Source organism: Yersinia massiliensis CCUG 53443, from assembly GCF_000312485.1.
Lineage (GTDB): Bacteria > Pseudomonadota > Gammaproteobacteria > Enterobacterales > Enterobacteriaceae > Yersinia > Yersinia massiliensis.
Map to the genome: position 1 here is coordinate 1826423 of NZ_HE997643.1, position 25034 is coordinate 1851456.

A 25034-nucleotide genomic window follows, 5' to 3' on the forward strand; every position below is an offset into this window, starting at 1 on the left:
ATTCGGGTAAGTGAGTGCAGCTAACACCCCTGCAACGTCAAGCACACCACCGGAATCCTCAAAGTCATTGGCGTTGCAGGTAGGCAGCAAGCAAACGCATCCCGATGAGCTGACACTCGTCAGTGATTCGGGTAAGTGAGCGCAGCTAACAACCCTGCGGCGTCAAGGACGAAGAGGATTGGCGCGCCGAAAACGCTCAGGTGAAGTCCCTGCCACCTGCTGAAACATCGCAATAAAAGCAGAGGCTGAACTGTAGCCGACATCTAGCGCCACATTTTGCACGGTTTTTCCCTGCTCTAACAACGAGATGGCGTGTAAGAAGCGCAGCCGCTGCCGCCATTCACTGAAGGCCATACCCAGCTCTTGCTGGCAACGGCGCGATAACGTCCGCTCGGTGGTGTAGACCTGTTTAGCCCAGAGCGCTAACGAGGTGTTATCTGATGGGCAACGTTCCAGCGCCGCGAGGATGGGTGATAAGAGTTTATCTTGCGAGGTGGGCAGATAGGTGCGTTGCACTGGCGATATCTTGAGCTGATCAATTAACACTCTTGCTAAACGCATATCTTGCTCATTCTCAGGCATCAGTAAGCCACGAGAAAAGCAGTCTTCCACAATGACACGAAAGATTGGACTGATATTGATCAGGCACGCCGATGTGGGTAACTCATCGCAAAGTTCGAGGGCGATATCAATGGCGCGAAAGTGCATCGACTTACGATTAAAACTGGAATGTTCTACTCCCGCAGGCACCCAAACGCTGAATTCGGGGGGCGCTAAAAAGCGCTGGCCACCAATATTCATCGCCAATACGCCCGCTTTCACACAGATCAGTTGTCCGTAAGAATGGGCGTGCGGTAGGAATTCAGTATTGGCATTGTATATCTCGCAGCGGAAAGACAAACTTTGCGGCGCAGTGGGGGCAACAACAGGATAAGAGGGTTTGGTCATATTACATCGGCTCCAACATGCCCCATTGCTAAGGCTAAAATTGTCCTAATCTCCGTGAGGATTGTCTGATTATCGCTATATAGAATAAATCAGACAGAGGTAAACTGCACCGTATAAGTGTATCAATGAGAATTATTAGTATGAATGTGTTATTCCCTCTGTTCGCGGTGATTATTTGGTCAATCAATGCCGTGGTCAGCAAAGTGTCTGCCACCGCAATCGATCCAGCCGCGATCTCATTCTACCGCTGGGTACTCGCGTTACTCACCTTAACCCCCTTTGTATTAACTGGCGTTATCCGCAACTGGTCGGCCATTCGGGTCTATTGGTGGAAATTGATGATTTTGGGGCTGCTCGGCATGGTGCTGTACCAAAGTCTGGCTTATTACGCGGCCCACAGCGTTAGCGCCCTATTTATGGGGATACTCAGCTCGTTAATACCACTGTTAACTGTGCTGATCAGTATTGTTTTGCTACGTGTGGCTCCGACGGTTGGGATTGCCCTCGGGAGCGTGCTTTCACTGGGTGGATTGGTGTGGTTAGTCAGTGCGGGCAGCCCCGCAGAACTACTGCAACATGGCATCGGCAAAGGTGAATTGATGATGCTGGGCGCTTCAGCCTCCTATGCCCTCTATGGCGTGTTAACCAAACGCTGGGCCATTCAACTGCCAAATTGGCAATCTCTTTATATGCAGATTGCCTTTGGTGTGGTGCTATTAATCCCGAATTTCCTGCTGGCACAGGATGTTCAATTAACGGCACAGAATATCCCGCTGGTATTATTTGCCGGTATCCCTGCTTCGATTATTGCGCCCTATTTATGGATTCAAGGCGTGATGCGATTGGGCGCAAATACCGCCTCAATTTTTATGAATTTGACACCGGTGTTTACCGCCATGATAGCCGTGACTTTCCTTCATGAACAATTACATAGCTATCACCTAATTGGCGGGGGAATTACGCTGGCAGGGGTCATTTTGGCCCAACGATTGCGTATCCCGTTACGCAGAATAGGCGGCAGACGGCTTCACCGAAATATATGATAGATATCATTAGTTAAATGTTAATCAATGGTTATTATTTCTTTCGCTTAGTATACTTATCGGCATGTAATTCATTATGTTGGGTGAAACGATGTCAACTTATGCTTGGCGCAGTACTGTTTGGATTGCGATATACCTATTTTTTATTTTAGCGCCATTGTTGGCATTATTGACCGGTACATTACCCCCCGCCCGAGATTTCTGGACTGAGTTTTCCATTGCTCTCGGTTATGCTGGATTAGCCATCATGGGGCTGCAATTTGGTCTGACGGCGCGTTTTCGTTATGTCACCGAGCCGTGGGGAGAAGATATTATTTATCACTTCCATCGGCGCATTTCGCTTATTGCTGTTGGCTTGGTTATCGCTCATCCCATCATCCTGTTTGTTGTTCGCCCTGAGCTACTGGCATTACTCAACTTCATCGACGCCCCATGGCGCGCCCGATTTGCTGCGATATCAACCTATTCACTGATTGCCTTGGTGATCACCGCATTGTGGCGAGTACAGTTGAGGATCCGTTATGAAATCTGGCATTTATCTCACATTATTCTGGCTGTCGTTGCGGTCATCGCTGGGATAGCTCATATGGTGGGTTGGGGCTTCTATCTCGACGATCCACTGAAAAAAGCGCTGTGGGTTGGCCTGATTCTTTTTTGGTTTGGACTGCTGCTCTATGTGCGTATCGTCAAGCCGCTTTTTATTCTGCGCCGCCCCTACCGAGTGGTCGATGTGGTTAAAGAACGTGGAGACACGACGACACTGGTGATGGCCCCTGAAGGTCATAGCGGTTTTCGCTTTACCCCTGGTCAATTTGGCTGGCTCACCGTTTGGGGCAGTCCATTTAACATCACTGGGCATCCTTTTTCCTTTTCGTCCAGCGCTGCGGTGAGCGATGGTCGCGTCGAAATGTCGATCCGCAACTTGGGCGATTTCACTCGTAGTGTTGCTCAGATACCGGTTGGTCAACGAGTCTATTTGGATGGTCCCTATGGCGCCTTTACCTTGGGTAATCCGGCAGATATGCATGTTTTAGTCGCTGGTGGCGTTGGGATAACCCCGATGATGAGTATGTTGCGTACTCTCGCCGATAGCGGCGACCAGCGCCCTGCCCTACTGCTTTATGGCAGTAAAGATTGGGAATCAATTACGTTTCGTGAGGAATTAGAAGCCTTACAATCACGGCTGAATTTGAAAGTGGTCCACGTATTATCTAATCCATCACCAGACTGGACTGGCGAAAAAGGGTTCATTAATGCCGAGGTCTTCAAGCGGTACTTGCCTCCTCCTTATGCCAGTCATGAGTATTTTATCTGTGGCCCAAATATCATGATGGATGCGATTGAAAAAGCGCTGGATGAGATCGGAGTTCCGATGTCTAAATACCATTCTGAGCGCTACAGTTTTGTTTAAGGAGTATACGAATGCGACGTTTATTTGCTGATCGACTGACCCTTGCGACCGCCGTTATTGTGATTGTCGTCGCCTTGCTGTTTGCCTGGTTACGGGTCGCTGGGTAAGACGTTATTCCAGACCAGCACCTGTAGAGAGTCGATAAACTAAAAAAGCCCGACATAAATACGCCGGGCAATCAATTTTAGTGGCTTAACCTTTAATTTAGTGGCTTAACGTCAAAACGCCGCCAACCATAGACGTGCTTTCATCCCCCAGTAACTGGTCCAGCCGCTGGTGTGTTGCACCATTTTCCCGCGATAGAGCACCACCAGCGTTGGCGTGACACTGACTTGCCATTGAGAAGATAGCTGGCCAGTCGCGTCATTAATCACCGGCATCTGGTAGCCTTTTTTCCTCAGCCAGTGCTCCACCTGCGGCCCGTCGCCGGAACGTAACGCCACCGTCATGACATTCTCCCCCTCCTGAACCAATTGATTGACGCTAGGGCTGGTGAATTTGCATATCGCGCACCATGTCGCCCAAAAATAGATCAGCAAGGGCTTGTCTTGGCTCATCGCCTGCAAAGAAACCGTCTCCCCCGTCAGCGTTTGCAATGGCGTACTGGACCAATCTGAGGGTGCTTGCGGGCTACGCAGCCAATCCATCCCTAGCGAGACAACCGCCACTAGTAGGACCAACACGACGAGCTCTTTCCCCCAACGTTTTAATCGGCTCATTTTTCCGCCTGTGCCAGTTGCTGCTTAACGATCGCCTCCAACTGTTCATAGGAGATCGCCCCCGGCACCATTTGGTCGCCAATCAAAGTCGCAGGCGTCCCTTGAACGCCCAATTGCTCAGCCAATTTCAGGTTACTGCGCAGCACATTGAGGCTTTGTTCGCTCGATTCAACGGGCGTGACACCGGTTGTTTTCTGCGCAGACGCAATACTGCTGGCATCATGAAACCCTTTTTTAGCCATGAGCCGCTGATGAAATGCCATAAATTGATCAGGATGTTGCTGCCATAGCGTTAACGCCACTCTGGCGCTCGTCACTGAGCTTTCCCCCTTGAACGGTAACGGTTTTAACACCACCGCGACTTGCGGGTATTCCTGCACGAGCTTTTCCAACAGCGGATCAAATATTTTGCAGAATGGGCAATTGTAGTCGGTAAATAACACAATGGTGAGAACCGGTTTTGCCGCACCAAATCGCGGGCTACCGGGGTCCTCGTAGAGGATTTTCTTATTGGCAGCGATAAATTGATTGAGCTGCTTGCCCTGCGCTTCATTGGCTTGTTGCTGCCATGCATTAATAGATTGTTCCAAAATATCTGGGTTGGCTATCAAGGTTTCTCGGATCAATGCCTTTATCCGCACTTCTTGTTCGGGGGTGAAGGGTTGTGCTGCCCAAAGTGGCGTCGCTGTCAGCGTGAATAACAAAACCAGTAGTATTCTCATTTTTGATCTCCTTTTGCAGCGGCCAGTTCTTTCAATAACACGTCACGATCCAACAGAGGGGACAGCACCACGCCCTGCTGCTGTTGTTGTTGTGAGCCAGAGAGTTGTGGGCCATAGATCTGATTGAATGGGATAGCGACACTGCCGCGCTCACGTAAAAATTGGGTGATCGACGCCGAAGGTCGCGTCCAGTCACCCCGTAGCGCCACGACATCCGGCTCTTGCAACGCCTTTTGCACATCATCACGCATCAGCACATGTAGCTTGTTAACTTTACAGGTCACACACCAATCGGCAGTGACATCGACAAACACTCGCTTATTCTCATGCAGAGCCTGTTTAATGGCTGACTCTGTTAATGGCTGCCACGCGACATTGTCATGCAGCGGTTTCCGCCATAGATTAGCGGTCAGCGAACCGGCCAGAAGCAGCGAACCCACCAGCAACACACTGATCAAAGAGACAATAGTGGCTATGCGAGCACCATAACGCCAGCCAATGGCGAATATCAGCGCCAGTAGCAGCACACCTGTCATCACCATGACGGCTTGTAAGCCAATATGGCTCGCCATCAGGCTGAGCAGCCACAGGCTAGAGGCCAACATCAAGACGCCCATCGCGATACGCAAATGGTTCATCCAGCGGCCAGGTTTCGGTAAGCAGAGTGCCAATTTGGGCCACGCCGCCACCGCCAGCCACGGCAAGCTCATCCCGACGCCGAGCGCAGTGAATATTCCCCACAGTGCAGGCAACGGCGCGGCCAGTGCAAACGCCACCGCCGTCCCGAGGAAAGGGGCGGAACAAGGGGTTGCCAGTAAAGTGGCTAATGCTCCCTGACCAAAGTGGCCTGCCATACCTCGCACACCTGATTTCTCAATACGGGGGGCGGCGATACGGGTGTTCAGGGATGAGGAGAGTTGGATCTCGAACAGGCCGAACAAATTGGCGGTGAAAAGTGCGGTGACCAATACCATAAAGCCGATAAACCATGGATTCTGGAATTGAATTCCCCAGCCGAGTGCATGATTACCTAAACGCAAGGCAGTCATCAGCAGGGCCAGCAGCCAAAATGAGGTAATAATTCCCGCGGAGGAAGCCAGAAACTGCCAACGGACCTGACGACGAGTTTGGTGCTCGGTGTGCAGAATCGAACCCAATTTCATCGCCAAAACAGGTAACACGCAGGGCATCAGATTGAGAATCAATCCCCCCGTTAATGCCATCAATATCCAAGACCAAAAAGCAGTGGATGAAGTCGGTAGCGTGATTGCCGGCCCAATCATCACGCTCGCTTCTTGCGCTACCCCCCCATCGGTAATCACCATCGTCAGTTGTTTGCCCTGCAGATCTGCGGAGCCCTCACCCCAACCATCGGTGGCCGGCACCCGCACAGATAGCTGTTTGCCTTGCACGCTAACAATAGGCTTACCCAGATCGGCATCTTCCAACGTATCGAAGAACAATGCGGGTTGTTGCCAGCCTTCTTCACGGATGGCATGGATTTGTACTTCCCCATTGCCATAACCGGCCTGAATCTGTTTGGTTAAAGCATTAGCAATCGGTACTTGTCCCATCGCTTGGGCAAAATCGTGTTCAAACTGCTGCTGATTTGCCGCATTTATCGGGGAAGTGAGATCGAGGCTAAAGGGGTAATCGGTCAAAATGCAAACATTACTACAGGTCGATAAGGTGAGTGTTCCGCTTAACGTTTTGGGCAACGGGCCAGAAATCACTATCGGCAACATCACCTGCTCATGGTATCCCTGCGTTGAAATACCTGATACATCAAAGCGTTGTGGTACTGGCCAAAACCACTTCACTTTCTCAAGTGGTGGTGTCCAGACGATAGTCGGCGCAATACCGCCTTCACCGGGTGAACGCCAGTAGGTTTTCCAGCCCTTTTCCAATTGAACGGAAAGTAACATGCGAGTTTCCCCGCCTGCAGAGGGTTCAGTACGTAGTCTGACTTTGGCGTGGTCATTTTGTGGGCTAACCAGCCAGCCACTATCAGCAGCCCAAAGCGTAGGCATCCATAGCAGCAACAGACAGAACAAGCCTGTCTTGAATAAATTGAGCATTATCTTTCTCCAAAAAATAGATTAATCACAGCAACGCTTGAGTTGCCGTCACGACGCTAAAAGCGTCTCTATTCTCGGAAAATGCAGAGTTGCAGATGCACCCTTAGACCACTGGGTGATATGACTCTGGGCGGCGGGAATCGCATGCTGGCCGGTACGGTCGGCAGCAAAAGTAGCAACAATAGACCCAGAGAGAAAATCGCTACTTCGAACAGAACGGGAGGTGACGCTAAGAGGGATTTGGCACTGAGTTCACAGGGAGTGGTATCTTCATCTGAGTCAACAAAAGTCTGTGACACGGATGTCGTCGGCAAGAGGCTTTTTTCCAACGCGTGCAGGCTGGCGATGCGTTGCGTCATACAAACCAGTATGACCAAGCAAGCCAGACAGAGAAACCATTGAGCGGCGCGTTGTCGTTTAACCATTATTCGTCTTTAAACCTAATCCCTGTTCTTCATCGTTATCATTAATCTGACGGCCCATCTTAACGGCATAATAAAGATTATCAATGTCCAAACCTAAACAATCACTCAAGGTTACAATTATTGACAATAGTACTGAGTTAAAAAATGTAATGTCGCCGACACATTTACAGGTATCATATTGCCTGCTTACGACTATCGTGGGCTAATCTCATTACTTTCCGCAGTATCGTCTCCACAGCGAAGGACTGGTGATATGCAACCTTTGAATGGCCCAAGTGTGCCTCTTGCCAGTGACCGCAATATCGCGCCGACCAAACTTCCCTCTCAGGGCAAACTGGACAATCAGGCGTTGACGCCGATTCAACGCACGACGCTAGAAAAACTGATTATGCGGATTATTGCGCTTAGCCCGGTCAAGTCAGCTGAGATTTGGGCCACGCTGCGTCACGATTTATCCCTTAGCAGCAGTAGTGAGCTCCTTGCTCGCCACTTCCAACCCGCGGAACAATTGCTGCAAACGCGTTTGTTACAGGCGCAGGAAAATCACGCGAGTCATCAATTACGTCAACAACTGACCGAACTACTGCCCCAAGGTAATAATCGGCAGGCCGTCAGTGATTTTATCCGCCAGAACTTTGGTCACACCGTATTAAGTCAATTGAGCCATGCTGAGTTACAGCAAGTGTTTGTCCTTCTGCAATCCGGTACGCTGAATATTCCGCCGCCACAGTTGGCAACGATAATGGATAGACCGCTATTGCCCGCAGAACAGCAAAGTCTCCAATCGCTGGTGGTGAAACTGAGTGCTGCCACCGGTGAACAACCGGCAAAAATATGGCAGGCGCTGTTTGATATGGTGGGGGTGAAAAGCAGTGATCCGCTGCCTGCGCGGCATTTCCAGTTACTCAGCCAGTTGCTGCAAACCAAAGTGGCGCTCAGTCAGCAAACAGCGCCTACGTTAATCAACCTGCAAACTGCACTTAAGCAACCTGCCAATGCACAAGAACAGCAATTGTTGATTGATTACAGCCAGAATCGCTTTCAGGCAAGCCCGACGACGCCACTGACGCAGGCGCAATTGAATGACATCATCAATGTGCTGTTTGCCGCCAGATTAGACCGTGCCAACGCGGCGCAACATTTAGCTGAAGACCAAACAACGCTTCAGCCCACCATCAATCCGATGATTATTGCACTGCCACAATCATTACAAGATGCACTGCAAAAACCGTCACTGGTGATTATTACCGTGGCGCTGATTATCGCCTTTATACTGGCAATATTCCTTTAGCCGCAAAATAATGGCTCAGGTACTTAGCCTCTGAGCCATTCACACCCCTCTCACCACGCTAATAAATACCAGCCAACCATCGCGCTCCATAATAAGAAAGGCAGTGAGTAGGCATGGAATTTCAGCCAAATAGCTGGCTCACCTGCCATTCTAAGCGCGATTAAATTAGCCATTGAGCCTAACGCAAAACCAAAGCCACCAATATTCACGGCATAGGCCACTAGGGCACTGGAGGGTAAGTAATTTAGCAATAAAATCGTGGCAGGGACATTACTGATCAATTGGGATAATCCGATCCCAAGAATATAAGCCGCAGCGTGAGAGAGCGTTTTAATTTCACCAAACAACGCTTGTAACGCAGGTAATTCGGTCAGTAGGCGCACATCGATAAACATCGCCATAAAGACCACGATTAGGCTCCAATCGATCGCCAGTAAAACTCGCCGTGCCATGAGAAGTAATCCCACGAAAACAATGAGCAGCCCATAATTTGCCAAACCCAAATCCACGCAAATAATAAAAATCACGTACAGCGCCACACAACTCAGCAGCAAGCGGAATTGGTAGGGATAAATGGGGCTGGAAGCCTGTTTCTTAATGGTCCGCGCAGGAAAGCGCCACCAAGTGACTGCCAGTAACGTGAGTAGAATCACCGCCGCCAAAGGGGCCATCTGGCGGGTAAAGCCCATGAAGGAGAGGTCGGAACGGCTCCATAACAGAATATTTTGCGGATTGCCGATTGGCGTTAATAGCGAACCGGCATTGACCGCCAGCGCAGAGAAAATAATTAGGCGAGAAACCGGTAACGACGAGATTTTTTTCAGCGTCAAAATCAGTGGAACAATGATAAACAGCGCCACATCATTGGTCAGGAAAGAAGACAGCACCGCAGCGGATAACACCAAAAACAGGGCTAAATGCCGCTCGGTGTGTAATGTATTAATAATCTTCCGACCAATAAAATCAAAATAGCCGCTGACCTCAACCCCTTTCGTCAGTAGCATTAATCCCAGCAGCGTGACAATAGTTGTCCAATCAATAAATTGCGGGAAGGCCGTGATTTTGGCAGGCATGAGCACGGTTAACCCAATGCCTAAAACCAATAAAATATGTAGCAGACGATCTTTCAAAAAGGGTCTGAAAATCGTATTAATCGCGCGGTAGGTCGTCGTGAGTTGCGTCATCGGGAAATCGATAATAACCAAGGGCTGACAAAGAAAGGCCACGTTAACGCAGCCCATCCTTTAATGCCAGCCCCCATCCTTTTATTACTGTTATTCCTCAGCTCTCCAACGCTCAATTAGATCTGCGCGTTGTGCTTTATCGCTTTTCTAAAATCGTCCATTGAACAGAACCCTTTGGCGTCAATCGGGCAGCCTTCAATTTCCAATGTGACACGTTTTGGCGGTGCTTGCAGGGTTAATGGTGTTTTATGACGGATTTGTTCGGTCGACAGATAGATATATTCAATCTTCATCATATCTTTGTTTTGCTTGATATCTTTCCAGCGCTCAAAGACCACTTTGCCGCTGATCGGCGTTTTCTCATATTGGTCTGGCAACTGATACTCTTTGGTTTTAAGTGCCGCCAGCAACGAGGCAATGTTGGAATCATGCCCGACTAACACAGCCAATTTGGCTTGTTGCGCGGCTAATTCATTTGGCGTTTTCTCACCAACAGGATCCAATGCGGCGCTGATAAAGCTCACTAATTTCTCGGCGGCATTATCGGCAATCGCGGGTGAGCCGAATAATGTTTCATGGTACAGATTTTTTATATCGATTAATTTACGCCACTCTTCCGAGGACTTAATTCGCCCCCAAGCGACATCTTGCGCCGGAAAACCTTCGTAATATTGCAGCATAAAGGCATCGGAAGCACCGGTCCCTAATTTCAATGGCCCAGTAATGCCCGGCTCTTTATTTTGCACTAACACAATACTGGTTGGCTGGGTGCTCCAATCGCATTTTTTATCCACCAAGCAGGCAGGTGAATTTTTATAGTCCAGCACTTGTGAGAGTAAGGCATAGTTCGGTTGTAATCGCTGATTTAGCCCCTCAACCCCACCTGGCCCCGCATGTTGATTAATCGAAGCCAGCGCTTTTTCTTTAAATTCGGGCGTGACATCCAACGTAATTATCGGGTTAAAAACAGGGTCCATCTTGCCAATATCTTTTTGGTGAACAACGGGGACATTACAGCCTGGGAATGCACCAAATAAGAAATGCTGCGCGGTGCCAATGGTTCTTGGCAAACTGTTGGCATAGGTAAATACCGTCTTGTCTGCGGGGCAACCTGTAGCTTTCAATAACTTAGTCTCTGCCAACCATAAGCGGAAATAACCGCCAAATATTGCCTCGATTTCAGCCCCTTTCGGTGTCAGGTATCCTCCTGGCGTATTCCATTGCGGCCATTTATCCGGTGTCGCACTCGAAAGCATATCGCCATAATTTACCAACGGCGCACGAATACCATGGCGACTCATCACTAATACCTGCTCAAGTTTATAATTGTCGCTCTTATCCTGAGCCACGACATGGGTTGAAGTCGGTAGAAGTATCGCTAATAAGGTCAGGGTATAGGCCGTCTTTATCTTTATCATCCCAAGCTCCGTCATCCAGTTGATGGTATAAAAGTAGATAGCGTGTTCCTATTACTACAGTTTTGTGACACGAAATTTGTTACACAAATGATAATAGTCATAGATAACCAGCAATGGCGGAGTCATATCACAGTTTTGCCAATTGCTCTCTACCGGTGCTGACGGGAAAATAATGATGAAAATTTTGGGTCTTATTGGTGGTATGAGTTGGGAATCGACCATTCCTTATTACCGGATGATTAATCAACAGGTTAAAGAACAATTAGGTGGGTTACATAGCGCCAAAATTATTCTCTACAGTGTCGATTTCCACGAAATTGAGCAGCTACAGGCCAAAGGTGATTGGCAAACTGCTGCACAAGTGCTCTCTGATGCAGCCGTGTCATTAAAACGTGCTGGAGCGGAGGTCGTGGTGGTTTGCACGAACACGATGCATAAAGTCGCGGACGACATTGAAGCCGCCAGTGGGCTGCCGCTGCTGCATATTGCCGATGCCACTGCGGCGCAAATTAAGCACCAAGGGATCAGGAAAATAGGTTTATTGGGTACTCGCTATACCATGGAGCAAGACTTCTATCGTGGTCGTTTAACGGAAAAACACGATATTGAGGTGATTACGCCAGACAGCGCTGACCGCGAAATCATTAATCGTATTATTTATGAAGAGCTGTGTTTGGGGGTTATCAATGAGCACTCTCGCCAAGAGTATCGCCGGATTATGAAAACGTTAGAACAAAAAGGCGCGCAGGGGATTATCTTCGGTTGTACTGAGATTACCTTACTGGTTAATGCACAGGATGCCACCGTGCCAGTGTTCGATACGACCGCCATACACGCCAAAGCGGCAGCAGAGTATGCGCTAGAGCCTTAACCGTTTAGCTCAAAATAAAATGTTATCCCCAATAAAAATGCCGTTGCCATTGCAGCAACGGCAAATACGATAAATCAGCCTTTAATGACATTTTTCCCCGCAGCCTTAGCGTTATACAGCATTTTGTCCGCACGAATTAATAACTGTTCTTGACTCTCATTCGGTTCCAACTCGACCACGCCTAAACTCATGGTGACGCTGATATTGTCGTCGACTGGCATAGTCGCAATGAGATGCCTAATTTTCTCAGCAAGGATTTTCGCTTCGCTTAACTGCGTGCTCGGCAAGACAATCATAAACTCATCGCCTCCCCAACGGCCCAAAACGTCAATCTCTCTGATATTATTTCTCACTACATCAACGATATGAGTCAAGGTTAAATCCCCGACAGAATGACCATATTTGTCATTAATAAATTTAAAATTATCGAGGTCCAGCGAAAGCAATGAGAGTGGCTGAGAAAATCGCTTAGCACGATTATATTCATGCTTCAAAACTTTCTCTAATAAATAGCGATTCGCCGCCGACGTTAATACATCGGTTTCAGAGAGACTCTTTTTAATATTTAATTGCTGCTGCAATTGGTCATTGGTTTCACGTAACTCTGCTGTTCGCTCCTCAACTAATGCTTCCAACGTTTTATTCTTTAGCTCTAACTTTTCAAGACGATGTTTTCGGTCATGAATATTCCGATGTGCGCCAATCATCCTAGAGACCGAGCCATCGTGATTACGTTCAATTACCTTGCCACGGTCCTCAATCCAGATATAACCACCATCATGAGTCCGGCAGCGGTACTCAATCTGGTACCTGTCAGCCTGATTATTGATATAGGCATCAAACTGAAACATGACACGGTCAAAGTCATCTGGATGGATGATTTTTTCCCACGTATGCACTGTATTTTCAAATGCATGGGCCGGATAACCCAGCATTTCATACCAGCCAGAGTTACGATAAACGAATCCGCTGTTAGCGTTCCAATCCCAAATACCATCACTTATCACTTCCAGTATTTCGTGAACAACGCGCTCGTTTAAATCGGCAATCTTCAACTTCTGATCACTTTGATTATGGCTCATTGAACTACCCTGCTGTGTTGGTAAATTAAAAAGGAAAAATCAATTTGTTTAATTATTGTTTTAAGATTGTGAATTAACGTTTTTAGGCAGGCAAGGTTTTTTTTAACGCTAAATTTGACGTTATAAGAATATAAATAGATAACGGCTTAGCTAATACGTTAGCATTCAATCACCTACTTTTTATACTACTATTCACTTTAGTTATTTAGTATAAGATGTTTTTATGAATAACAAGTGATCTGCACTCATTCTTTTACATAAAAAGATGGAATTAACAAAAAAGATACGATTATCTGACGATTACACTATTTTTCTTGAATAGTGTTTATATTATAGCGAATAAAAAAGCCCACGATCACTCGTGGGCCTCATTATTAAGCAATAACTAGCAGAAATATCTGCCGTTAGGCTTACTTCTGGTATTTACGCATCACTAACGTGGCGTTAGTGCCACCGAAACCGAAGCTGTTAGACATCACGGTTGTCAGTTCACGTTGAGTTGGCTCAGTGATGATATTCATCCCCGCAGCTTGCTCATCCAGATTTTCAATATTGATGCTCGGTGCAATAAAGCCATGCTCAACCATCAATAAGCTAAAGATAGCTTCATGTACGCCCGCCGCACCCAGTGAGTGGCCGGTCATCGCTTTGGTTGAAGAAATCGCTGGCGTGTTATCACCAAACACTTCACGAATTGCACCCAGCTCTTTCACATCACCAACTGGGGTAGAAGTGCCGTGTACGTTCATGTAGTCAATTGGGGTGTCAACACCCTGCATGGCCATCTGCATGCAGCGAACAGCGCCTTCACCTGATGGAGCAACCATGTCTGCACCGTCAGAAGTCGCACCGTAACCCACAATTTCAGCATAGATATGTGCGCCGCGTGCCAGAGCATGTTCCAGCTCTTCAACAACGACCATACCGCCACCGCCAGCAATGACGAAACCATCACGGTCTTGGTCATAAGTACGGGAAGCTTTAGCGGGGGTTTCATTGTACTTGGTTGACAATGCGCCCATCGCATCGAACTCACAGGCCATTTCCCAGCACAGCTCTTCGCCACCACCGGCAAAGACCACGTCCTGTTTGCCCAGTTGGATCAATTCCAATGCATGACCAATACAGTGCGCAGATGTCGCACAAGCAGAACTGATAGAGTAGTTCACGCCTTTAATTTTAAAAGGTGTTGCTAGACAAGCAGAAACACCAGATGCCATGGCTTTAGTCACCATGTAAGGGCCAACACCCTTCAGACCGCGTGGTGTACGCATGGCATCAGAGCCGGCAACCTGATTGCGGGGTGAACCACCGCCAGAACCTACCACCAGCCCGCTGCGGAAATTAGAAACCTGCTCTTCAGACAAACCGGCGTCTGTAATTGCTTCTTGCATGGCAAGGTAAGCATAAATTGAGGCGTCGCTCATGAAACGCAGCACTTTGCGATCAATGAGATCCTTTGGCTCAGAGGCGAGTTTAACGTCACCCCATACATGGCTGCGCATTCCAACATCTTTAAATTCTTGCGAGAAAGTAATGCCAGAGCGGCCTTCCTGCAAAGACGCCAGAACTTCCTGCTGGTTATTACCAATGCTGGAGACAATCCCCAAGCCAGTAATGACTGCACGCTTCATTCAATACCTCTTCCACTAATTTTACATTCGGGATTTTGCAACGCACTTTAGCGTACAGTTGTACGCCGAACAAGTCCGATCAGCGTAATATAGCCAGATAATTTTACAATTTGCACGTGGCGGGTCACATAGTTAGAATCGGCCCACCCCTTGAGATACGAGTCTTTTAACGTGAGCCAAGCGCCAATTCAAACTGCGACCTTGAGCTGGAATGAACAGGGTACACCTGTATCGGAACAGTTTGATGACATCTATTTTTCCAATGAGGATGGGCTGGAGGAGACGCACTACGTTTTCCTCAAGGGAAATGGTTTCCCCGAACGCTTTACCCAACACCTGCGTGATAACTGCATTTTCGCCGAAACGGGTTTTGGTACTGGGTTGAATTTTCTCACCTTGTGGCGCGACTTTGCCCAATTTAAGCAGCAAGATCCCACGGCAACACTCCAGCGATTGCACTATATCAGCTTCGAGAAATACCCCCTTCAGGTCGCTGATTTAGCCGCCGCCCATGCCCGTTGGCCTGAACTGGCAGTCTTCGCCGAGGAATTACGGGCACAATGGCCTCTGCCCTTGGGGGGTTGCCACCGTATTGTGCTGGCGCAGGGTGCCATCACGTTGGATTTATGGTTTGGCGATGTCAACACGCTGCTACCACAGTTAGATGCCAGCCTAAATGATCAGGTAGATGCTTGGTTCCTCGATGGCTTCGCCCCCGCTAAAAACCCCGATATGTGGAATGACACGTTGTTTAGTGCCATGGCACGTATGGCCAGACCGGGGGGCACTTTTGCCACCTTTACGGCGGCCGGATTTGTGCGCCGAGGGTTGCAACTCGCGGGGTTTGACGTCGCTAAGGTCAAAGGTTTCGGGCAAAAACGTGAAATGCTGACTGGCACTTTGCCACCCCGTCTTGATACGCCATCTGATCCCGATATCCATTCTCATTCCGACACTCATCCTGATCCTTGGTATCACCGCCCTGCCTCGGCCCATTGCGATGATATCGCCATTATCGGTGGTGGCATTGTCAGTGCATTGACAGCATTGGCATTGCAGCGCCGTGGAGCGAAGGTCACTTTTTATTGTGCTGATGCGCAGCCCGCACAAGGGGCATCCGGTAACCGACAAGGTGCACTCTACCCGCTTTTGAATGGTAAAAATGACGCATTAGAAACCTTTTTCACCAGCGCGTTTACCTTTGCGCGCCGCCAATATGACCAGCTTATAGCGCAAGGTATTTGTTTTGATCACCAGTGGTGCGGCGTCAGTCAATTAGCTTATGACGAAAAAAGTCGCGGCAAAATTGACAAAATGCTGCAAACAGATTGGCCCACCCCTCTCGCCCAAGCAATGAGTCGTGAACAACTCAGTACGCTGGCAGGGTTAGATTGCGCCCATGATGGTATCCACTATCCAGCCGGTGGCTGGCTTTGCCCCTCTGACCTGACCCTTGCACTGATGGCGCTCGCGCAACAAAACGGCATGACCTGCCACTATCAACATGAATTGCATCAGTTAGAGCGTATTGAAGGGCAATGGCATCTGACTTTTGTTGAACCACAGGCTGCTAAGCAACATGCCAGCGTGATCCTTGCCACGGGCCACCGCTTACCCGAGTGGGCGCAAACTCGCCATCTCCCGCTGTCAGCCGTGCGTGGGCAGGTCTCGCATATTCCGACTACGCCAGTGCTCAGTCAGTTGCGACAAGTCTTGTGCTATGACGGTTATCTGACCCCCGTGAATCCAGCCAATCAATACCACTGTATCGGGGCCAGTTATCAGCGCAATGATGTCACCACTGATTTTCGGGTTGATGAGCAGCAAGAGAATCGGGATCGATTATTGCGTTGTTTGCCACAGGTGAGTTGGCCACAGCAAGTGGATATCAGTGATAATCAAGCGCGGTGTGGAGTACGTTGTGCTATCCGTGATCATTTACCGATGGTCGGTGCAGTACCCGATTATGCGGCCACGTTGGCTCAGTATCAGGATCTTCCACGCCAGAGACAACGTGGTGAAGAGATAGCCCTTGCGCCAGTGTACCCAGAGTTATTTATGGTCGGCGCTTTGGGGTCACGAGGTTTGTGCAGTGCGCCATTGGCGGCAGAAATTCTGGCAGCGCAAATGTTTGGCGAGCCGCTCCCCTTGGATGCGTCTACTTTGGCAGCGTTAAATCCTAATCGGTTCTGGATTCGAAAATTATTGAAAGGCAGACCGGTGCAACAACGCACACCGGATTAATCGAGGTGAACGCCGCTAACAACCATGCGGCTTCAAGGTGAAAATGTTAACTGGAAGTCATTGGAGTCGCAGGTAGGCAGCAAGTGAACGCATCCCGATGAGCTTACACCAGTAAGTGATTCGGGTAAGTGAACGCCGCTAACACCCCAGCGGCTTCAAGGACGATCAGTTAATGGCTTTATCAAGCAAACGATCCCAAACCCCTAACACCAAAACCTGATCCGGCGGGGAAAGCTCACCGGCCTTAATCGCTTTGTCTAGGCTGGCTTGAACACGGGCATGCAATTGCTCCGCCGTGTGTTCACCGTTTGCTTCTGACTCAGCGACGGCTAACGTCAGATGACCACGCAGATAACCACCGGCAAATAAATCATCATCACTGGCGTGCTCTACCATGTCATCTATTTGCGCCAAGATATGTGTTTCAAACTCTGCGATCATTACCGGTCCTCAATATAAAATGTATTTTCGCTGTACCCCAAGATGGGGTCTGGCAGCCCAATCGTGACCAGACGCTAAACGAAGTCTTCCGGATAAGGGAAATGTTCTGGGGCCAGCGGCGGCGTATTGTAGAACGATTGTAGTGCCTGAATAAAGCCCGCAGGTCGTGGGGATATTCCGTTTTCCAGATGCCAAAGTACTTGCTCACGCACTTTACGCTGGAACGTGATTCGATCCGGCTCGCAATCCCCTTCCAAATTGTCGCAACTGACGTTGAACGGAAAACCCGCTGCCACACAAAACATCCACTCCAACGCCTGTGGCTTAATCTCTACCGCTTCAAACTGGCTTTGGGTTAATGCATCACGCCCATCTGGACAGTACCAATAGCCAAAATCGACTAGCTTGCGGCGCTCTTCACCGGCGATACACCAATGTGAAATTTCATGCATCGCACTGGCGTAATAGCCGTGGGCGAAAATGACCCTATGGTAAGGAAACTCATGGTCGGCTGGCAGGTAGATAGGTTCATCGTCACCTTTGACCAATTGTGTATTGAATGGGTCGCTAAAACTGGCATTAAAAACGTCGATCAACTGCTGATAATGATGCGTCATGCTTGAGTCCGTAAGAGCGGTATCGCTAGCAGCATAGAGATTCCTCTACGCCTTTTGACACCTAAAGTTATGCGAAAACGTGTAATCCCAGCCAGGAGGAGATCTCGGCACCGTGGCTGTCGTACAGCAATTTGCAGCTCATGACGAATGACACCACCACTATCATGGGACGAATTAATTTCTGCCCCTTGGTTAATACCATATGCGCCCCTAGCCGCGCGCCTAGCACTTGGCCAACCAGCATCACTAGCCCGATACTCCATACCACTTTGCCGCCAACGATAAAGAAGATCAGGCTGCCCAAATTAGAGGTGAAATTAAGGACTTTGGCATGGGCGGTTGATTTAGCCAGATTAAAGCCGCACAGGGTAACAAAGGCGAGTGCATAGAAAGAACCTGCACCGGGACCAAAAAATCCATCATAAAAACCGACGCCACCACCCGCAATGAAGGCAAAAGGCACTGGCGACAAGCGGCGCTGTTGGTCGATTTCACCTAATTTTGGCGTGACCAAAAAGTACACGCCAATCCCGATCACCAGTAGCGGCAAGATCTGCCGCAAAATATCGGCCCGCATATACTGGACCAAAATGGCACCCAGCATCGAACCGACGACGGTTAGCGCAATGGTGAGCTTTTGATCTTTAAGATTCACCGCACCACGGCGAATAAAATAGAGGCTGGCGGAGAGCGACCCGCCAACAGATTGCAGTTTATTGGTCGCTAATACTTGTGCTGGCGGTAAGCCAACAGCAAGCAGTGCGGGGACGGTAAGCAAACCGCCGCCCCCCGCGATAGAGTCGATAAATCCGGCCAACAGTGCAACGACAAACAGTATCCCCAGAAGCGCAGGACCAAGGGTAAACCAATCCATGATTTATTCCGCAGCGAAATACGCATTAAACATCATAAATGATTGATTTAAATGTTTTTTCATTTTAAATCCCATTTGTTTTATCCGGCTCATTATCCGGTTTATTGTTCACTGCTAAAAGTTGAGTATACCTGTCAGCGTGGGCATTATAAAAGGATGAGTGGCGAAATGAAGAAGTAAATATTTAGTATCTTATCGGCTGGTGTTCGTAAAAACAGATTGAACTCCCCACTCAAAGTGCTGTATAAAAAACCAGTGCATTAATGTGGGAGTAAAAATCATGCTACGTATCGAAGTGACCGTTGATAAAACCAAGAAATTACCCGCCGGCGCTCTATCCGCTCTAGCTATCGAGTTTAATGATCGCGTAAAGCGTCGCTATCCAGAGGCTGAGGCTACAATAAGATTGGCAGGTATGGACGGGTTAACTGTATTCGGTGGGTCGCCTGACGACAAAGAAGTGATTCAGGAGATTTTGCAGGAGACGTGGGAAAGCGCTGATGACTGGTTTCAGGCTTAACACCTTCTATCTGACCGGTTACCTACCGGCTACTCCCTCCCCGATATCCCCCCAGTATTTGTGGAGCAATGAATCTGTTCTATGATGCCAACCACATTGATGAAAACTTAATACAATTATTAATATTATTTTAAACTGATTATTTGGATACGGAAATTTAGATACTTAAACGAAAAACAGGAATATTCCTACAAAACCAACCCTAGTATCTGATTATTTTTTGACCTAAATCACGTTATCGTGAGTTCATGAATTATCGTTGCAGTAATAAATTTGATGCTCATGTGTATTTTAAAAAGTAAACGAGAATTCATATTAATAAACTTATTCTTTTTATCATATTTTATATCTGGGCCATTACTTAAAATGAAAAAATTTAACTACAAATTATCTTGTATCGCCTTAACTATTATATCTGCGATTAGTACTACAACTTCTTATGCTGACATCGGTTTTACAGGTGATGTAATACCCGACTTACCTGACTGGGATATTCCAGGGGTAATAATAATTGGTAATACGTCATTTGGTGCTATGGATATTTTCAATGGTGGACCGTTGAACAGCGGAAGTGGTGGAACGTTAACCAGCGGAAATGTAGCCGCTGGGCTATGGAGCTATATTGGTTATAGTTCTACAGCTACCGGTGAGGTAGTTATTACTGGCTCTGACTCTAAGTGGATAAATAACGGGGTGCTCTTTGTTGGTTATAACGGTAACGGCACATTACTGATAGCGGATGGAGGAGTTGTAAATAACCCTGTTAACGCGACACATGTTGGTTTTGGTGTTGGGGCTGTTGGTTATCTTGAAGTCAGTGGAACTGATTCACAATTAATCAACGGCGGTGAGTTACGCATTGGTGGCGAAAATGACAGTAATGGCATGATGCGAATTACCGATGGTGCTGTAGTCACTAACCAAAATGATGCTGATATTGCGTATCGCCCAGGTTCAACCGGTAGCGTTGAAGTCACAGGTCTAGGCTCAATCTGGAATGCCGGTAATCGTATGTTCATCGGCCATGAAGGTGATGGCAGTCTTAAAATCACCAATGGCGGCGTTGTTACCACGGCAACGAAAGCAAGCGTTGCGGCAGGAACGACTTCAACCGGTTATGTAGAAGTGAACGGTGCAGGTTCCCGCTGGCAAGTGGGTACTTTACTTGATATAGGAACAAATGGCCCTGCCACCATGGTAGTTTCTGATGGTGGTGTAGTAACCAGTCAAAGCGGGAATATTAACGACTCTATCGGAGTGGTAGAAATTACCGGCACCGACTCTCGTTGGGATAATGCCGAGACCCTGCAAATTGGTTCGTTTTACGCATCAGTAGGTTCTAATAGTACTCTAAATATCACTAATGGTGGCGTTGTAACTGATAGTTTTGGTTATGTTGGTGCAGGGAAAGATGCCACTGGCCGAGTAAATATCTCAGGTACAGATTCTTCTTGGCACAACGCTAACAGCTTGGTTATTGGTAACAGTGGGAATGGCTCTGTCGTCGTCTCCGATGGCGGGAGTCTCAGTAGTTCTGGTAGCTATGTCGGCTATACCGCTGGCTCAAAAGGTGACGTTTTGGTCACTGGTGTTAACTCCAATTGGGTTAATACAGGTGATATTCGTTTTGGGGAGTTTGGCGGTAACGCCTCACTGACTATTAATAACAGTGGGACTGTTCAAACCGATAATTTAACCATTGCTAAAGATGCAACTTCAATCGGAGTACTGAATATTGGTAGCGCAGCTAATTATACTGCGTCATTAGCCGGTTATATTAATACACCACTTATTACCTTAGGGAGCGGTGATAGCTCAATTGTCTTTAACCATATTGATACTGATTATCAGTTTAATTCTGCCATTGCTGGCAGTGGTAAAGTGGCCGTTTACAGTGGTATGACGGTATTAAATGGCGTAAATACCTATAGTGGTACGACAACAGTTAATTCTGGCATCTTAAAGGCTGGTGCTGCAAGCAGCTTCAGTACAGCTTCCGAATATATTGTCGAGACTGCGGGGGAACTGGATTTAGCCGGTTTCGACCAGACACTGAACAGTCTAAGTAATAGCGGTACTGTGAGCCTTAACGGTGTACCAGGTACGATTCTGACGGTATCCGGTAATTACATCGGCAACGATGGCTTGCTCAATTTTAATTCTCTATTAAATAATGACACTTCAGCTACTGATAAATTGGTCGTTAATGGCAATACTTCTGGCACAACTCGTGTGGGCGTGACTAACTTGGGTGGTAGTGGCGCAACAACATTGAATGGTATCGAACTGATTGAGGTTAATGGGCTGTCAAGCGGTGAGTTTGTTAAGCAGGGGCGTATTGTTGCCGGTGTCTATGATTACTCTCTGGCGCGTGGTGTAGGGATAAATGCCAGCAACTGGTATCTGACCAGCACAGCAACATCGGTTCCACCTGCTGAACCTGCTGAACCTGCTGAACCACCAGTGATGGTCAACCGGCCAGAAGCTGGCAGTTACACTGCTAACCTGGCAACTGCCAATAGCATGTTTATAACGAGTCTCAATGACCGCATGGGTGAAACCCAGTATATTGATGCATTGACCGGTGAACATAAAGTGACCAGCCTGTGGTTGCGTAACGAAGGTGGGCATAACCGTTCACGTGATGCATCGGGGCAATTGAATACACAAGCTAATCGTTATGTCCTGCAACTGGGCGGTGATATTGCTCAGTGGAGTAATAACAACACGGACCGTTTCCATCTAGGTATTATGGCTGGATATGGCAATAGCAAGAGTACGACTGTTTCACAAGTGTCTGGCTATAGCTCTAAAGGCTCAATCGACGGCTACAGCGCCGGTGTATACGGTACCTGGTACGCGAATAGCGAAGACAAGTCCGGATTATACGTAGATAGCTGGGCGCAATACAGCTGGTTCAACAACACGGTCAATGGTCAGGATTTAGCTTCTGAAGAGTACAAGTCTAAGGGCGTAAGCGCCTCAGTCGAAAGTGGCTATACCTTTAAAATCGGTGAGAATGCGTCGAAAAACGCCAGTTACTTTATCCAGCCGAAAGCGCAGGTGACATGGATGGGTGTTAAAGCGGACGACCATAAAGAAGCCAATGGGACAAATATATCCGGTGAAGGTGATGGAAACATCCAGACCCGTATGGGGGTGAAAGCCTTTATGAATGGCTACGCCGATCAGGATAAAGGTAAAGATCGTGTATTCCAACCGTTTGTGGAAGCCAACTGGATCCACAATACTAATGATTTCGGCACTACGATGGACGGTATGACGGTTAAGCAAGACGGTGCGGCCAATATTGGTGAGCTGAAAGTGGGTGTGGAAGGCCAGATTAATAAGAAATTGAATGTCTGGGGTAATGTTGGACAGCAAGTAGGCAATAAAGGTTACAGCGACACGGCAGTGATGTTAGGAATTAAATATAACTTCTAATACTAACTGTAGAATTAAAAAAATCAGACCGGGCGATTAAGCCCGGTTTTTGTTTTATAGGCTGGAAAAAACACAATTATCGTTTTAAACGATCAATCTCTCATTATTGATCTGCCTAACCAATTTGAAAGCCTCGAACGAATGCCCTTATCCTTATTGATCCAATAAATCATGGTCATACCGTAAGGAAATTCGTTGTGATGGAATGGAAATTAATGACCGGAACTGAAAGTGATTTTAGTCTCGCACCACAATGGGCCAAGCGTTTAATCAATAGCGATGGAAGAATTTTGTAGTGGGACGGGATGAGAAAATTCAAACCGATCGATGGTAATGAATTCATACTCTCCGATCGATTTGAAGATAACTATCGGTTAATTGCAGAACGAAGGTTAGTGCCTAAAGTTTAATTTCCGGGCCAAATAAGCCCGGATTGTGCTTACTCCTCGTCCAGTGGTAACTCTGTTTCTTCCCTTTCTGGCATCTGCACGCGCAGATCGACGAATCTCCCCGCTGGAATATCAATTGACTGGCCATCTTCATAGCCATTGATATTGTTCTGTGCAAATACTGGGGAAGTAGGATGCGTCCGATGATAGGTCTTAATGATTAAATCACCATCTTCTTCAAGTAAGTAATCAACCCATATTAAAGGCTGTTTATTCTTGTCGGTTGGTATTTCAATCCCCCCATCTACCCCACCCCATGCATCATCTGAGTTAAATCCCAGCACTCCAGATATTTTATAGACCCCTTCGCTGATGCGTTCAGAAGCAGCACCGTCAGACTCATGATTTGTTTCAGAACTCCCATCACCATACAGCTTCACAACCGGCGAAGCTTTTTTCAGGAAACCATTTGAGTCCACGGTAGTGTTGTTTGTGTGATAAAGCATGACCGCAGGGCTTAATGCGGTGTCGTGAATTGTGCGGACATAACATTGCGGGGCACCGGAACCGACATTAAAACTTTGTATAGCGATTACAGCCTTTCGGGACCCCGCAGCAACTTGGCCCGTCCCTACCCCGAGGGAAATGATATTCCAATGTGCGGGTAAACTACCTGACACGTCTGTAGGAGTTGTTCCGCCCCAGTTAGCCATTGTCGTAAGGCTCATCATTCCCAGCGGGTTTAACCACGCATTATTCACTGATGTCATATTTACTGACGGGCCGCCAATGCCATTTGAGCCTGTCGTCATAGCGCGGCCTGCTGTCTGGTCTGCGCTATTTGCAACAACATCAGCTACCGCAGCAGAACCCAGCCCTAAGGCGGTTCGGGCCAACGGTGCAGTAATAGCTCCCGTCCCACCATCAGCAATTGAGACGGGTATTGCGGAATTCTGAACTCGGCGCACAGTAAATACTCGTGAACCTTTCGCTCCTACCGATATGACTTTATATATTTTATAATTTGATTGTGATGTTGTATCTGGAATAAGCGTTAATCCAATGCGAGTTGAATTACTGGAGATATAATCGACTGTGATACTGACCCCTGTACCTGCATTATAGATAATATCTGCTGGCGCATTGGTCCAAATATTATTTGAACCAATATAGTTAGCTCCCGTTAGGAAATCTTGCTGTTGCCAATCTAGAGCAGTCAAACCGACCAGCGTTGGCAGTCCAACCCCAAGGCTAGATAATTGTTGCTGACTAACTTTACCATTTATATCTTGCGACATTTTAGTTAGTGAGGGAATAACAACCGTTGAACCGTCTGGCGCGATAATAGTGATATCGCCAGTACCTGTTGTTATATTTTGCCAATCTTTAAATAACTGCTGATAAAATCCTAATTGAGCTGATGACTCACGCGCTAATGCAGAGTATGAATTAGAAATAGTGGTATGAATTGCATAATTTGAATTAGCCAAAGAATCAACAATATTTCCATTAATTCTAATTTTCGTATCACTGTCTACAGCCAATATTTCATAAACCAATGTGTTTCCATCAGCTCTGGTGACATACAATGCCTGTCCAATCGCAACACCCATAACATTGTTAGCCCATTGCGTTCCAGAGCCAGTAATAACATTCTGACCGGATGGAGCTGTAATTGT

The 25034-nt window shown here is 47.7% G+C and carries 20 protein-coding genes; 7 read left to right on the forward strand and 13 right to left on the reverse strand.

Annotation, left to right across the window (positions count from 1 at the left end):
* Window positions 1–162: 162 nt before the first annotated feature.
* Complete coding sequence (locus BN68_RS08250; RefSeq protein ID WP_019210698.1) at window positions 163–948, reverse strand: AraC family transcriptional regulator; 786 nt, start codon at window positions 946–948, stop codon at window positions 163–165.
* A 140-nt stretch (window positions 949–1088) separates the two neighbouring features.
* On the opposite strand from BN68_RS08250, the gene BN68_RS08255 reads away from it, so the two are divergent.
* Both BN68_RS08255 and BN68_RS08260 read left to right on the forward strand, forming a co-directional pair.
* The gene (locus BN68_RS08255) at window positions 1089–1991 is read left to right on the forward strand and encodes a DMT family transporter (protein WP_019210699.1); all 903 of its coding nucleotides are present in this window, start codon (window positions 1089–1091) and stop codon (window positions 1989–1991) included.
* Window positions 1992–2082: 91 nt separating this feature from the next.
* Window positions 2083–3402 carry a ferredoxin reductase family protein gene (locus BN68_RS08260; RefSeq protein ID WP_042806572.1) on the forward strand — a complete coding sequence of 440 codons (1320 nt, stop codon included), beginning with the start codon at window positions 2083–2085 and terminating at the stop codon, window positions 3400–3402.
* Window positions 3403–3620: 218 nt separating this feature from the next.
* On the opposite strand, the gene BN68_RS08265 is transcribed toward BN68_RS08260, so the two are convergent.
* The 4 genes from BN68_RS08265 to BN68_RS08280 all read right to left on the reverse strand — a co-directional run bounded on the left by BN68_RS08265 (window position 3621) and on the right by BN68_RS08280 (window position 7346).
* A complete protein-coding gene (locus tag BN68_RS08265; protein WP_019210702.1) occupies window positions 3621–4121 on the reverse strand; it encodes a protein disulfide oxidoreductase in 501 nt (166 codons plus the stop codon).
* Entirely contained in the window at window positions 4118–4843 is a 726-nt protein-coding gene (locus BN68_RS08270; protein ID WP_019210703.1) for a DsbA family protein, read from the reverse strand. The genes BN68_RS08265 and BN68_RS08270 overlap by 4 nt, the downstream gene beginning before the upstream one ends.
* The gene (locus BN68_RS08275) at window positions 4840–6921 is read right to left on the reverse strand and encodes a protein-disulfide reductase DsbD family protein (RefSeq protein ID WP_019210704.1); all 2082 of its coding nucleotides are present in this window, start codon (window positions 6919–6921) and stop codon (window positions 4840–4842) included. Before BN68_RS08275 ends, BN68_RS08270 begins: the two co-directional genes overlap by 4 nt.
* A gap of 68 nt (window positions 6922–6989) precedes the next feature.
* Complete coding sequence (locus BN68_RS08280; protein WP_042806432.1) at window positions 6990–7346, reverse strand: hypothetical protein; 357 nt, start codon at window positions 7344–7346, stop codon at window positions 6990–6992.
* A gap of 253 nt (window positions 7347–7599) precedes the next feature.
* On the opposite strand from BN68_RS08280, the gene flk reads away from it, so the two are divergent.
* Window positions 7600–8637: a flagella biosynthesis regulator Flk gene (flk, locus tag BN68_RS08285; protein ID WP_019210706.1), complete on the forward strand. Its 1038-nt coding sequence runs from the start codon at window positions 7600–7602 to the stop codon at window positions 8635–8637.
* A 50-nt stretch (window positions 8638–8687) separates the two neighbouring features.
* On the opposite strand, the gene BN68_RS08290 is transcribed toward flk, so the two are convergent.
* Both BN68_RS08290 and agp read right to left on the reverse strand, forming a co-directional pair.
* Complete coding sequence (locus BN68_RS08290) at window positions 8688–9821, reverse strand: SLC13 family permease (protein WP_042806573.1); 1134 nt, start codon at window positions 9819–9821, stop codon at window positions 8688–8690.
* 116 nt (window positions 9822–9937) lie between these two features.
* Entirely contained in the window at window positions 9938–11239 is a 1302-nt protein-coding gene (agp, locus tag BN68_RS08295; RefSeq protein WP_019210708.1) for a bifunctional glucose-1-phosphatase/inositol phosphatase, read from the reverse strand.
* 175 nt (window positions 11240–11414) lie between these two features.
* Here agp and BN68_RS08300 point away from each other — a divergent pair, with 175 nt between their 5' ends.
* Complete coding sequence (locus BN68_RS08300; protein WP_050080029.1) at window positions 11415–12110, forward strand: aspartate/glutamate racemase family protein; 696 nt, start codon at window positions 11415–11417, stop codon at window positions 12108–12110.
* Window positions 12111–12184: 74 nt separating this feature from the next.
* Here BN68_RS08300 and BN68_RS08305 read toward each other — a convergent pair whose 3' ends face one another.
* Entirely contained in the window at window positions 12185–13192 is a 1008-nt protein-coding gene (locus tag BN68_RS08305; protein WP_019210710.1) for a sensor domain-containing diguanylate cyclase, read from the reverse strand.
* Window positions 13193–13602: 410 nt separating this feature from the next.
* Window positions 13603–14826, reverse strand: a complete 1224-nt coding sequence (gene fabB / locus BN68_RS08310) for a beta-ketoacyl-ACP synthase I (protein WP_019210711.1) — start codon at window positions 14824–14826, stop codon at window positions 13603–13605.
* A gap of 171 nt (window positions 14827–14997) precedes the next feature.
* Between fabB and mnmC the strand changes: the two genes are divergently transcribed.
* A complete protein-coding gene (mnmC, locus tag BN68_RS08315; protein WP_019210712.1) occupies window positions 14998–17070 on the forward strand; it encodes a bifunctional tRNA (5-methylaminomethyl-2-thiouridine)(34)-methyltransferase MnmD/FAD-dependent 5-carboxymethylaminomethyl-2-thiouridine(34) oxidoreductase MnmC in 2073 nt (690 codons plus the stop codon).
* A gap of 165 nt (window positions 17071–17235) precedes the next feature.
* Here mnmC and BN68_RS08320 read toward each other — a convergent pair whose 3' ends face one another.
* The 3 genes from BN68_RS08320 to BN68_RS08330 form a co-directional block, all read right to left on the reverse strand.
* The gene (locus tag BN68_RS08320; protein WP_019210713.1) at window positions 17236–17511 is read right to left on the reverse strand and encodes a YfcL family protein; all 276 of its coding nucleotides are present in this window, start codon (window positions 17509–17511) and stop codon (window positions 17236–17238) included.
* A gap of 74 nt (window positions 17512–17585) precedes the next feature.
* Window positions 17586–18128, reverse strand: coding sequence for an elongation factor P hydroxylase (locus tag BN68_RS08325; RefSeq protein WP_019210714.1), 543 nt, complete (start codon window positions 18126–18128; stop codon window positions 17586–17588).
* Between the two features lie 67 nt (window positions 18129–18195).
* The gene (locus BN68_RS08330; RefSeq protein ID WP_019210715.1) at window positions 18196–19002 is read right to left on the reverse strand and encodes a sulfite exporter TauE/SafE family protein; all 807 of its coding nucleotides are present in this window, start codon (window positions 19000–19002) and stop codon (window positions 18196–18198) included.
* Window positions 19003–19282: 280 nt separating this feature from the next.
* Between BN68_RS08330 and BN68_RS08335 the strand changes: the two genes are divergently transcribed.
* Together BN68_RS08335 and BN68_RS08340 are read left to right on the forward strand one after the other, a co-directional pair.
* Complete coding sequence (locus tag BN68_RS08335; protein WP_019210716.1) at window positions 19283–19522, forward strand: DinI-like family protein; 240 nt, start codon at window positions 19283–19285, stop codon at window positions 19520–19522.
* A gap of 366 nt (window positions 19523–19888) precedes the next feature.
* Entirely contained in the window at window positions 19889–22966 is a 3078-nt protein-coding gene (locus BN68_RS08340) for an autotransporter outer membrane beta-barrel domain-containing protein (protein ID WP_042806433.1), read from the forward strand.
* A gap of 439 nt (window positions 22967–23405) precedes the next feature.
* On the opposite strand, the gene BN68_RS24580 is transcribed toward BN68_RS08340, so the two are convergent.
* Window positions 23406–25034: phage tail fiber protein (locus BN68_RS24580; RefSeq protein WP_019210718.1), on the reverse strand; the 1629-nt coding region annotated here is incomplete at its 5' end.